A 12,263-nucleotide genomic window follows, 5' to 3' on the forward strand; every position below is an offset into this window, starting at 1 on the left:
AGAAGTGCATGACGCAAGTCACGGTGAAAGAGCTGGCCCAAGAGGTCGAGGCACCGGTAGAGCGCCTGCTGCAGCAGATGCGTGAGGCAGGTCTGCCGCACACCGACGCCGGTCAGGTAGTGACCGACAATGAAAAGCAGGTTCTGTTGACTCATTTGAAGAGCAGCCACAAGAGCAAGGCGGAAGAGCCGCGCAAGATCACCTTGCAGCGCAAGACCACCAGCACCCTGCGTGTCGCCGGTAGCAAGAGCATCAGCGTAGAAGTACGCAAGAAGAAAGTATTCGTGCAGCGCAGCCCGGAAGAAATCCAGGCTGAGCAGAAGCGTGAGCTGGAAGAGCGTCGTGCAGCCGAAAACGCTGCTCGCGAGAAAGCCGACGCTGAAGCGCGCCAGCGCGCCGAAGAGCAGGCTCGTCGCCAGGCTGCCGAAACCGCGTCCGCGGCCCCTGCGGCCAAGGCTGAGCCGGCTCCGGCGCCTGTTGCCGCACCGGTAGTGGCCGAGGCCCCGGTCTCCGAAGACGCAGCGGCCCGTGCCGCCGAGCGCAAGAAGGACGAGACCCGCCGCAACGAAAGCCGTACCCGTGACGACGACCGTCGCGGGGGTGGCGAGCGCCGTGGCGAAGCCCCGCGCGTTTCGATCAAGGTCAAAGTCAAGGAAAAGGAAAAAGCGCCTACGCCTCGCGCAGCGCCTCGTACCACCGACGAAGAGAGCGATGGTTTCCGTCGCGGTCGCGGTGGCAAGGGCAAGCCGAAGAAGCGCAACCAGCACGGCTTCCAGAACCCGACCGGTCCAGTCATCCGTGACGTGACCATCGGTGAGACCATCACGGTTTCGGAACTGGCGCAGCAGATGTCGATCAAGGCTGCTGAAGTCGTCAAGTTCATGTTCAAGCTGGGTACCCCGGTCACCATCAACCAGGTGCTCGACCAGGAAACCGCCCAGCTGGTAGCCGAGGAACTGGGCCACAAGGTAACCCTGATCAGCGACACCGCCCTGGAAGACTCCCTGGCCGAATCGCTGAAGTTCGAAGGTGAAGTCGAGCCGCGTGCACCGGTCGTGACCGTCATGGGCCACGTCGACCACGGTAAGACCTCGCTGCTCGACTATATCCGTCGTGCCAAGGTTGCCGCTGGCGAGGCCGGTGGTATCACCCAGCACATCGGTGCCTACCACGTGGAAACCGACCGCGGCATGGTCACCTTCCTCGACACCCCGGGCCACGCCGCGTTTACCGCGATGCGTGCCCGTGGTGCCAAGGCCACCGACATCGTCATCCTGGTGGTGGCGGCGGACGACGGCGTGATGCCGCAGACCCGCGAAGCGGTACAGCACGCCAAGGCTGCCGGCGTTCCGCTGGTGGTCGCGGTGAACAAGATCGACAAGCCGGGTGCCGATATCGACCGCATCCGTAACGAGCTGGCCGTCGAAGGCGTGACCTCCGAGGACTGGGGTGGCGATACCCCGTTCGTCAAGGTCTCCGCGAAGATGGGTACCGGCGTCGACGAACTGCTCGAAGCCGTGCTGCTGCAGGCCGAGATTCTCGAGCTCACCGCTACCCCGACCGCTCCAGGTCGTGGTGTCGTGGTCGAGTCGCGCCTGGACAAGGGCCGTGGCCCGGTGGCGACCATCCTGGTTCAGGACGGTACCCTGCGTCAGGGCGACATGGTCCTGGTCGGCTCGAACTATGGCCGCGTGCGTGCCATGCTCGACGAAAACGGCAAACCTGTGAAGGAAGCTGGCCCGGCGATCCCGGTCGAGATCCTCGGCCTGGATGGCACGCCTGAAGCCGGTGACGAGATGTCCGTGGTCGCCGACGAGAAGAAGGCCCGCGAGGTTGCCCTGTTCCGTCAAGGCAAGTACCGCGAGGTCAAGCTGGCCCGTGCCCACGCCGGCAAGCTGGAAAACATCTTCGAGACCATGGGTCAGGAAGAGAAGAAGACCCTCAACATCGTCCTCAAGACCGATGTTCGCGGTTCCCTCGAAGCGCTGCAGGGCTCGCTCAGCGGCCTGGGCAACGACGAAGTGCAGGTCCGTGTGGTCGGCGGCGGTGTCGGTGGTATCACCGAGAGCGATGCCAACCTGGCCCTGGCGTCCAACGCGGTGCTGTTCGGCTTCAACGTGCGTGCCGATGCCGGTGCGCGCAAGATCGTCGAGCAGGAAGGTCTGGATATGCGTTACTACAACGTGATCTACGACATCATCGAAGACGTCAAGAAGGCACTGACCGGCATGCTCGGCAGCGATGTTCGCGAGAACATCCTGGGCGTCGCCGAAGTGCGTGACGTGTTCCGCTCGCCGAAGTTCGGCGCCATTGCCGGCTGCATGGTCATCGAAGGTACCGTGTACCGCAACCGTCCGATCCGCGTACTGCGCGAAGACGTGGTGATCTTCGAAGGCGAACTGGAATCGCTGCGTCGCTTCAAGGACGACGCCTCCGAAGTGCGTAACGGCATGGAGTGCGGTATCGGCGTCAAGAGCTACAACGACGTCAAGGTCGGCGACAAGATCGAAGTCTTCGAGAAAGTCCAGGTGGCTCGTACCCTGTAAGGGGCGAGCGTGGCGCAGCCCCCGCCCCAGGGCGGCTGGCAGCGCCTCTGAAGGTAGCGCCCGGTCAGGCTTGAGCCTGTCCGGGCGTTTGCCGCTTTAGTTACAGGTAGCAAGAATGGCAAAAGAATATAGCCGTACCCAACGCATCGGCGATCAGATGCAGCGTGAGCTGGCCGAGCTGATCCGTCGTGAAGTCAAGGATCCGCGAGTTGGCCTGGTGACCATCACCGCCGTGGATGTCAGTCGCGACCTGGGCCATGCCAAGGTCTTCATCACCGTCATGGGCCAGGACGGCGCCGATGCCGTGCAGCAGACGCTCAAGGCGCTCAACAGCGCCGCAAGCTTCCTGCGCCTGCACTTGGGCCGTGTCATGCAATTGCGTAGCGTGCCGCAGCTGCACTTCCACTTCGATGAAAGTGTCAGCCGGGGTGCCCACCTGTCGGCGCTGATCGAGCGGGCCGTGGCTGAGGATCGCCTGCACAAGGATGCCGACAAAGCGGACGCCGAGGAGTAACCGGTGGCCCAGGTCAAACGAATCCGCCGCAATGTCAGCGGCATCATCCTGCTGGACAAGCCGCTGGGGTTCACCTCCAACGCCGCCTTGCAGAAAGTCCGTTGGCTGCTCAATGCCGAAAAGGCCGGCCACACTGGCAGTCTCGACCCCTTGGCCACCGGCGTGCTGCCGCTGTGCTTCGGCGAAGCCACCAAGTTCTCCCAGTACCTGCTCGATTCCGACAAGGGCTACGAGACGGTCATGCAGTTGGGGCAGACGACCAGCACCGGCGATGCCGAGGGCGAAGTTCTGCAGACCCGCGAGGTGACCGTTGGTCGTGCCGACATCGAGGCCGTGCTGCCGCGTTTTCGCGGTCAAATCAGCCAGATTCCGCCGATGTACTCGGCCCTCAAGCGTGACGGCCAGCCGTTGTACAAACTGGCGCGTGCAGGAGAGGTAGTGGAGCGCGAGGCGCGTTCTGTTACTATTAGCCGCTTGGAGTTGCTCGAGTGCGAAGGCACCCGGGTTCGCCTGTCGGTTGGTTGCAGCAAAGGCACCTATATCCGCACTCTGGTGGAGGATATCGGTGAGGCGCTGGGCTGTGGTGCCTATGTCGCCGAATTGCGCCGTACCCAGGCCGGCCCGTTCGAACTGGCCCAGACCGTGACCCTCGAGGCCCTTGAGCAGGCCCATGCAGACGGCGGCAACGAAGCGCTCGATCGCTTCCTGATGCCGTCCGACAGTGGGTTGCAGGACTGGCCGCTGGTGCGTCTCTCCGAGCACAGTGCGTTCTACTGGCTGCATGGCCAGGCTGTTCGCGCCCCGGATGCCCCGCAGTTCGGCATGGTCCGGGTACAGGATCACAATGCACGCTTCATCGGTATCGGTGAAGTGAGCGAAGACGGGCGTATTGCGCCGCGTCGACTGATTCGGTCGGAATGATCGAAATCGCAGGCCGAGGCCCCGGCCGAAACCTGCGGAACCGAGGGTGGCTGTCAATAGGCACGGTCACTCCTCTTCTCATTAATACAGGGACTTGTCCCTGGCCTATTGGAGACCGTTCGCGGGATCCGTTTATCAGGAGAAGCCAAATGGCCCTCAGCGTCGAAGAAAAAGCTCAGATCGTTGCCGAATACCAGCAAGCCGCCGGCGATACCGGTAGCCCGGAAGTGCAGGTTGCTCTGCTGACCGCCAACATCAACAAGCTGCAAGGCCACTTCAAGGCCAACGAGAAAGACCACCACTCCCGTCGTGGCCTGATCCGTATGGTCAACCAGCGTCGTAAGCTGCTGGACTACCTGAAGGGCAAAGACACCACTCGTTACAGCGCCCTGATCGGTCGCCTGGGCCTGCGTCGCTAATAGCGTCCTGGCCAGTGGTGTGCATGGCGTGTCGCATGTTTCGGGAATGCTGCCTGGCAGCATTCGCGTCAGGCACGCCACGCGTATCTCCGAGGTTGGCAGCCTGGCTGTGCTGAGCGGATTTTCCGCCCGGCGGTCAGGCTCCCAGCCTCGTGTTGTATCTGGACGGTCAATGGGGCCGATTCCCCGTTCTGCCCAAGAATTCGCAAGAACAAGTTCCCCCCAGAGCCACTGAAAAAGGTAGGAAACCGTGAACCCGGTAATCAAGACGTTCCAGTTCGGTCAGTCGACCGTTACTCTCGAGACAGGCCGTATCGCCCGTCAGGCCACCGGTGCTGTACTGGTCACCGTCGATAACGATGTCACCGTGCTGGTGACCGTGGTCGGTGCCAAGCAGGCCGATCCAGGCAAGGGTTTCTTCCCGCTGTCTGTCCACTACCAGGAAAAGACCTACGCCGCCGGCAAGATCCCGGGTGGCTTCTTCAAGCGTGAAGGCCGTCCTTCCGAAAAGGAAACCCTGACCTCGCGCCTGATCGACCGTCCGATCCGCCCGCTGTTCCCTGAAGGGTTCATGAACGAAGTGCAGGTCGTCTGCACCGTGGTTTCCACCAGCAAGAAGACCGACCCGGACATCGCTGCGATGATCGGTACCTCGGCTGCCCTGGCCATCTCTGGTATTCCGTTCGAAGGCCCGATCGGCGCAGCACGCGTCGCCTTCCATGAAAGCACCGGCTACCTGCTGAACCCCACCTACGAGCAACTGCAAGCGTCCAGCCTGGACATGGTCGTCGCCGGTACCGAGTCCGCCGTACTGATGGTCGAGTCCGAAGCCAAGGAACTGACCGAAGACCAGATGCTGGGCGCCGTGCTGTTCGCCCACGACGAGTTCCAGGCCGTGATCCAGGCCGTCAAGGAACTGGCTGCCGAGGCCGGCAAGCCGACCTGGGACTGGCAAGCACCTGCTGCCAACACCGAGCTGCTGAATCTGGTGCGTGCCGAGTTCGGCGAGGCCATCTCTCAGGCCTATACCATCACCCTGAAGGCCGACCGCTACAACCGTCTGGGCGAGCTGCGCGACCAGGCTGTTGCCCGCCTGTCCAACGAAGAGACCGGCCCGACCGCCGGCCAGATCAAGGACATCTTCGGCGAGCTGGAATACCGCACCGTCCGCGAAAACATCGTCAACGGCAAGCCGCGTATCGATGGCCGTGACACCCGCACTGTCCGCCCGCTGAACATCGAAGTCGGTGTTCTGCCCAAGACCCATGGTTCGGCCCTGTTCACCCGTGGCGAAACCCAGGCCCTGGTCGTCGCGACCCTGGGTACTGCCCGTGATGCCCAGCTGCTGGACACCCTCGAAGGCGAGAAGAAAGACGCCTTCATGCTGCACTACAACTTCCCACCGTTCTCGGTCGGCGAGTGCGGCCGCATGGGCGGTGCCGGCCGTCGCGAAATCGGCCACGGCCGTCTGGCTCGTCGTGGCGTCCAGGCCATGCTGCCGAGCGACGACGAGTTCCCGTACACCATCCGCGTGGTGTCGGAAATCACCGAATCCAATGGCTCCAGCTCCATGGCCTCGGTGTGCGGTGCTTCCCTGGCCCTGATGGACGCAGGTGTACCGATGAAGGCGCCGGTTGCCGGTATCGCCATGGGCCTGGTCAAGGAAGGCGACAAGTTCGCGGTCCTGACCGACATCCTGGGTGACGAAGACCACCTGGGCGACATGGACTTCAAGGTTGCCGGTACCGCCAAGGGCGTCACCGCGCTGCAGATGGACATCAAGATCAACGGCATCACCGAAGAGATCATGGAAATCGCCCTGGGCCAGGCCCTGGAAGCGCGCCTGAACATCCTCGGCCAGATGAACCAGATCATCGCCCAATCGCGCAGCGAGCTGTCGGCCAACGCCCCGACCATGCTGGCCATGAAGATCGACACCGACAAGATCCGTGACGTCATCGGCAAGGGCGGCGCCACCATCCGCGCCATCTGCGAGGAAACCAAAGCTTCGATCGACATCGAAGACGACGGCTCGATCAAGATCTTCGGCGAAACCAAGGAAGCCGCTGAAGCTGCCAAGCAGCGCATCCTGGGTATCACTGCCGAGGCCGAGATCGGCAAGATCTACGTGGGCAAGGTCGAGCGTATCGTCGACTTCGGCGCCTTCGTCAACATCCTGCCGGGCAAGGACGGCCTGGTGCACATCTCCATGCTCAGCAACGAGCGCGTGGAGAAGGTCACCGACGTTCTGAAGGAAGGCCAGGAAGTCGAAGTACTGGTACTGGACGTGGACAACCGCGGCCGTATCAAGCTGTCGATCAAGGACGTGGCGGCTGCCAAGGCCTCCGGCGTCTAAACCTCGGCGACAAAAGAAAGAGCCCTTCGGGGCTCTTTTTTTTGCCTCGATTTTTACTTTGCCCGCTTGCATCTTGCATGCAGGATTTTGCCCAGGGTTGCAAATTGCACGATGGCATTTGTTTGTCACCCATTGTAACTGGCTGATTTTAAAGGGGTTGCTAATCTGGGAAAGCTGGCACAGCGCGTGCAATGGTATTCACACCTGCTGCCAGGAACGACGGCGCAGGCCTTTCGAACAACAGGAGTGACTCACATGAAGAAATTCGCCATTGCTGCCGCTACTGCCACCGCCTTGACCCTGACCATGGCTAATGCGGCATTCGCCCAGCAACCCGCCCAGCCAATGACGCTGGCGGCCGGTGAAATGACCAAGGCCAAGGAAGAAACCAAAGACACTTGGATCACCACCAAAGTGAAGGCCGACCTGATGACAGAGAAAGGCATCCCTGGCAGCGACATCAAGGTCGAGACCAACAAAGGCGTGGTCTCCCTGTCTTCTGACGTAGCCATTACCCAATCGCAGAAAGAGCAGGCGATCGCCATCACCAAGAAGATCAAGGGTGTGCAGGCCGTATCCGCTGATGGCCTGAAAGCCGAATAAGGCATGTCCCGTCGGCCAAACGGAATTGGCCACCCCTTCGCACAAGGCCGCTTCTGTCTGCAGGAGCGGCCTTGTGTTGCGTCAAGAGCTGGGGGCAGCGGCTGCGCTCACTCCCCGCCCAGGCGTACCGGGTTGAAGGCGATCACATCGCTCTCGAAGCATTCCTGTTCAAGGATCAACGGCTCGACCAGCGGCCTGCTGTCGCGGAAATGGGCCGTCTGGGTATGGGCCTCGTACGCTGCGTCATCACGGTAGATCTCGTAGAGATAGATCACCTCGGGATCGACACGGTCCTGGGACACATCGAACACCAGGCAGCCCGGCTCGTTGGCCACCGAAGCGGCGGCGTTGACCTTGATGGCCGAAAGAAAGGCTTCGGCGCTACCGGGTATTACACGGGTCTTGATGAACAAACTGTACACAGGGCGATCCTTTTGTTTTAAATTCGGCTTCAAATTGTATACATAATAGGAGCCGAGTCCATGTCCGATTTACCCGTCCGTCCTGGCCGCCTGAATGGCTTGCGCCATCTGGCCCTGCTGGTCCCGAATCTGGAGGAGTGCGAGCGTTTCTACGTCGACCTGCTCGGCATGGAGGTGCTGCACCGTGCTCATGAAGACCTGGTATACCTGACTTGCGGTAACGATAACCTGTCCCTGGGGCGTGCCGCAGGGGCGGCCAATGGGTTACAGACCATGGACCACTACGGGTTCATCGTCGACAGCGTGGAAGAGCTCGATGCCTGGTACGCCTATTTCAAGGCCCATGGCGTGACCCTGCTGGACCGCCCGTTCGACCACGGCGATGGAGCGCGCAGCTTCCATGTGCTCGACCCGGCAGGTAACAAGGTGCAGCCGCTGTATCACCCGGCGGTGTCCGGGCAGCGGTTGGTCTGAAGGAAAGGTTTGCCGATGAGATTCGCGGGTAAACCCGCTCCCCACAGGGCTGCGTAAAATCCTGTGGGAGCGGGTCTATCCGCGAAAATGACACGCGTCTGGCAAGAGGTGGCTGCTGATGCCTACTCGGCATCCAGGTGCATTGGCGTAACGACCTGTCCATCGCTCTCGGCCTGCCCCAGGGTGGTATCGAGGAAATACACCCGATCATCCTCCAGCTGGCCCTTGTCCACCAAGTAGTCCTTGATGCTGCTGGCGCGCTCCTGGCCGAGGGTACGCAGCAGTGCTGCGCTTTCGGCCCAGGACTTGATCACCGCATCGCGCAGCTTGATGGTACGTTCCTCGCGGCCGAGCTCTTTCCATTCGGCCGGGGGCTGCTGTTTGAGGCGGTTGCGGTAGATGCCTTCGAGCATGGCTGGCTTGTCGCTGTCGTCGACCACCAGCATCGAAGCATTGGCCGGTACCTTGTCACCGCGGCGTTGGAGCATCTTGTACCAAGTGGCCTGATATTCACGCTCCAAGCGCTGTTGGGCAATCAATGGGCCGTCGCTGCTCTGGGCGCTGGTACCCTCGATTTCCAGGCGCAGTTCCGGGCGTTCCTTGAGGGCCGCTGCCAGCTTGTCCAGGGCCGACTGGGCATCGCCGCTGAGCTCGCTGGAGCCAGGCGCGAATTTTACGGTGCCAAGGTCTTCCGAGCCGCCGCCGGCGATCAGCCCACCGATGAACTTGAACGGCGCCTGTGCCGCGCGCAGCACCAGGTTGCGCAGGGTCTGCCAGACAATCGGCATGACACTGAACTGAGGGTTGTTCAGGTCGCCTGAAACCGGCAGCTCGATGGAGATCTTGCCCTCGGTATCCTTCAGAAGCGCGACCGCCAGGCGGATCGGCAGGTCTACGGCATCGGGGCTGTCCACCTTCTCGCCCAGCTGCAACTGTTCGACCACCACCTTGTTCTCGGCCTTGAGCTGGCCGTTGGTGATCAGGTAGTGCAGGTCGAGGTTGAGCCGGCCCTTGCGGATGCGGAAGCCCGCGAACTTGCCGGAGTAGGGCGTCAGGGTGGTCAGCTCGACCCGCTTGAAGCTGGTGGCGATGTCCAGGCTCGCCAGAGGATTGAACGGGTTGAGCGCCCCTTTGATGGTGACCGGGGCGTAGCGGTCGACCTTGCCCTTGACGTCCACTTTGGCCGGTGCCGGCTTGCGGTTGTCGATGGTGCCGATCTGGCCGTTGAGCTGCTGCACCGCCGTGGCGAAGTTGGGCGTGAGGGTCAGGTCGGCGAAGTTGGCCGAACCATCGTTGATGTCGGTCTGCCCGATACGAATGCCCAGCGGCTTTTCATTGCTCGCACTGGCCGGTTTGGCCTGGCCGCTGCCCGGTGCGCCTGCCGGTTGGGGGATCAGCAGGTCGTCGACGTTGGTGGTGCGGTCTTCGTTGATGATGAAGCGTGCATAGGGCTGCAGCAGGCTCACCTTGTCGATCGACAGGGCGTCGCCATGAACGTAGGACAGGCCGCTCAGGTCCAGTTGCTGCCATTTGACGAAGTCCCGGTCCTTGATGGTGTCCAGGGTATGCAGCTGGCTGACTTGGGCCTTGCCGCCAACGGTGAAGGCCAACGGTTCGGTGCTCTTGAGGTCGACCTTGAGGTCGCTGGCAAGCATGCCGCTGCGCAGTTCCAGGCGGATATACGGGCTGATGTAGGCCTGGGCCACGCGCAGGTCGATGTCGCGGGTGCTGACGTCGAGCTTGGCCGTGACCGGGGCCAGGTTGACCTGGCCTGCCGCCTGCAGCTTGCCTTGTTTGCCCACGCCGGTGTCCAGCTTGAGCGTAAATGGCGACTGGTTGAGGCTGTCGAAATTCTGCAGGTCCAGGTTGAGCGGGCCGACATCCAGCGCAACCGGCGCCTTCTGGCTGCGGTCGGCCAGGTGGACCTGGTAGTTGCGCAGTTGTACATCCTTGAGCAGCACCTGCCAGGGTTTGCTCGGCGCCTTGGCGGCCTTTTCCGTGTCGCTCGGTTCGGCGGCGGCGGGCTCGGCCTTTTCCTTCGGGGTGGCCTTGGCCGGCTGGCTGGCGAACAGCTTCTGCCAGTCGAGCTGGCCATCCTGTTCCAAGGCGGCCCAGGTCTCCAGCTTTTCGCTGCGGACCTTGCCTACGATTACCTGCTGCCTGGCCAGGTCGATGGACGTCTCGCTGACATCCAGGCTGGCCAGGCGTGCCAGTTGGCGGCCATCAGGGGCCTTGATGGCGAACGGTGCGATGCGCAGCGAGGTCTTGTCCAGCAGCAGCTCGGTTTCCTTGGCGAGGTTGAGCTTGTAGTGGGTATCGAGGCTCACCACGCCATCCTCCAGCACCAGCGGGACGGCATCGCGTACGTAGGGCCAGAAGGACTTCATTCGGCCTTCGGTGACCTTGAGGGTGCCTTCGGAGGCGATGGGGGCCAGGCTCAGGGTACCGTTCCAGTCGATGCGCCCGCCGTTGGGGCCGTTGGCCACCAAGGTCATGTCGGCGTTGTCGTCGGGCAAGGTGCTGAGGTTCTTCAGCTCCAGGTTCATGGAGTCGTAGAGGAACTCGATGGGCTCGCTGGGGCGCAGGTCTTGGAAATGCAGGTAGCCTTCGCTGAGCTTGATGCTGCCGATACGCAGCGGGAAGGGATCGCTGGGCGGCTCGTCAGGCTTGGGCTCGCTGGCCGGGAGCTTGAACAGCTGGGTCAGGTTGAGGCTGCCGTCCTTGGCGAACAGCACTTCGTTGCGTGGCTTGTCCAGCTCCACGGCATCCAGGTGCAGGGCCTTGGTCCACAGGCTGTCCAGCGAGAGGTTGGCGTACAGGCGTTCGAAGCCGACCTGTTCCTTGCCGGGCTCGCCGATCTGCAGGCCCCAGAGCGTCAGCTCCAGGCTGAAGGGGTTGAATTCGATGCGCTGCAAGTGCGCCGGCACCGTGGCGTATTGCGCCAGTTGCTGGTTGGCGATACGCAGGCCGACACCGGGGAGAATGAGAAAGCCAAGCAGGCTGTAAGAGGCAACGATGGCCAGCAAGGCGCCGAGGGCGCGAGTCAATCCTTTGGGCATGTAAGGCGTCATCTGTCTGAAGCGAGGTGCCTTGGAGTATGGCACGTTAAAACGGTTCCGACGAAGCGACCAAAATACCTTACTCGATACCCATGCGGCGCCGCGCGCGATGCGCGGACCCGTCGCGCATGGCCCAGCGCAGCACGGGCGCGGTGCCTTTGATGCCCAGGCGGATCAGGCGCTGCTGCAATGGGCCTTGGTGCAGGCCAAGCAGGCTGCGGCCCCAGTCGGGCAGCAGGTCGATGCCGGCGTGGAGCATCAGCTTGCCCACCGGCTCGGCCATGCGGCTGGGGGCGGGGGCGTCGAGCAGGATCTTCACCACTTCATGGCTGCGTGCATCGCACTGGAGCTGCGGGCGCATGCGCTGCAGGTAGTGCTCGACCTGCTGGCAGGAGCGTGGCACCTCCCGGGCACCGAGGCGTTCGGCGATGAGAGCGATCTCGTTGTAGTAGGCATCCTGGTCGGCGCGTGGCAGGTTGGGGTTGCGGTAGCGCAGGTGGGCGGCGAGGAAGCTGCTGACTTCGGCGACATGCACCCAGGTCAGCAGGTCCGGGTCGCTGGCCGCATAAGGGCGGCCATCGGGCGCGGTGCCGACCACCTGCAGGTGAATGGTGCGGACCTTGTCGATCAGCCATTGGGCGTCGCGGGTCGAGCCGAAGGTGGTGCCGGAAATGAACTGGCTGGTGCGGCGCAGGCGGCCGAGCAGGTCGTGACGGAAGTTGGAGTGATCCCACACCCCGGCCAGCGCCAGGGGGTGCAGCAATTGCAGCATCAGGGCACTGATGCCGCCAACCAGCATGCTGGGGAAGTCGCCGTGCACCTGCCAACTGACGCTCTGCGGGCCGAACAGCCCTGGGTCACCCTTGGGCGACTCCAGGTCGAGCTGGCCGAGGGCCAGCCCGGTGAGGCTCATGACCTGGGTTTCGATACGGCGACGTAGGGCTTCCAT

10 protein-coding genes are annotated in these 12,263 nt (G+C 62.6%); 7 read left to right on the forward strand and 3 right to left on the reverse strand.

Annotated elements, in window-relative coordinates:
- Positions 1–8 precede the first annotated feature (8 nt).
- The 6 genes from infB to AC1MHZ_RS19870 all read left to right on the forward strand — a co-directional run bounded on the left by infB (position 9) and on the right by AC1MHZ_RS19870 (position 7,359).
- On the forward strand, positions 9–2,546 hold the full coding sequence (gene infB, locus AC1MHZ_RS19845) for a translation initiation factor IF-2 (protein ID WP_084855476.1): 2,538 nt from the start codon (positions 9–11) through the stop codon (positions 2,544–2,546).
- Between the two features lie 115 nt (positions 2,547–2,661).
- Positions 2,662–3,060, forward strand: coding sequence for a 30S ribosome-binding factor RbfA (gene rbfA / locus AC1MHZ_RS19850; RefSeq protein WP_084855475.1), 399 nt, complete (start codon positions 2,662–2,664; stop codon positions 3,058–3,060).
- Between the two features lie 3 nt (positions 3,061–3,063).
- Positions 3,064–3,981 carry a tRNA pseudouridine(55) synthase TruB gene (truB, locus tag AC1MHZ_RS19855; protein WP_368829983.1) on the forward strand — a complete coding sequence of 306 codons (918 nt, stop codon included), beginning with the start codon at positions 3,064–3,066 and terminating at the stop codon, positions 3,979–3,981.
- Between the two features lie 149 nt (positions 3,982–4,130).
- A complete protein-coding gene (rpsO, locus tag AC1MHZ_RS19860) occupies positions 4,131–4,400 on the forward strand; it encodes a 30S ribosomal protein S15 (RefSeq protein ID WP_011532144.1) in 270 nt (89 codons plus the stop codon).
- A gap of 250 nt (positions 4,401–4,650) precedes the next feature.
- Complete coding sequence (pnp, locus tag AC1MHZ_RS19865; RefSeq protein ID WP_084855473.1) at positions 4,651–6,756, forward strand: polyribonucleotide nucleotidyltransferase; 2,106 nt, start codon at positions 4,651–4,653, stop codon at positions 6,754–6,756.
- A 255-nt stretch (positions 6,757–7,011) separates the two neighbouring features.
- Positions 7,012–7,359 carry a BON domain-containing protein gene (locus tag AC1MHZ_RS19870; protein WP_084855472.1) on the forward strand — a complete coding sequence of 116 codons (348 nt, stop codon included), beginning with the start codon at positions 7,012–7,014 and terminating at the stop codon, positions 7,357–7,359.
- 107 nt (positions 7,360–7,466) lie between these two features.
- On the opposite strand, the gene AC1MHZ_RS19875 is transcribed toward AC1MHZ_RS19870, so the two are convergent.
- The gene (locus tag AC1MHZ_RS19875) at positions 7,467–7,781 is read right to left on the reverse strand and encodes a heme-binding protein (RefSeq protein ID WP_324817902.1); all 315 of its coding nucleotides are present in this window, start codon (positions 7,779–7,781) and stop codon (positions 7,467–7,469) included.
- A gap of 60 nt (positions 7,782–7,841) precedes the next feature.
- On the opposite strand from AC1MHZ_RS19875, the gene AC1MHZ_RS19880 reads away from it, so the two are divergent.
- Positions 7,842–8,255 (forward strand): VOC family protein, encoded by a 414-nt coding sequence (locus AC1MHZ_RS19880; protein ID WP_084855470.1) that lies wholly within the window; start codon positions 7,842–7,844, stop codon positions 8,253–8,255.
- Positions 8,256–8,377: 122 nt separating this feature from the next.
- Here the strand turns inward: AC1MHZ_RS19880 and AC1MHZ_RS19885 are convergent, their stop codons facing one another.
- Together AC1MHZ_RS19885 and AC1MHZ_RS19890 are read right to left on the reverse strand one after the other, a co-directional pair.
- Complete coding sequence (locus tag AC1MHZ_RS19885; RefSeq protein WP_482966819.1) at positions 8,378–11,314, reverse strand: DUF748 domain-containing protein; 2,937 nt, start codon at positions 11,312–11,314, stop codon at positions 8,378–8,380.
- Between the two features lie 79 nt (positions 11,315–11,393).
- A complete protein-coding gene (locus tag AC1MHZ_RS19890; protein ID WP_482966820.1) occupies positions 11,394–12,263 on the reverse strand; it encodes an oxygenase MpaB family protein in 870 nt (289 codons plus the stop codon).

The organism is Pseudomonas sp. FA-1, assembly GCF_056856075.1.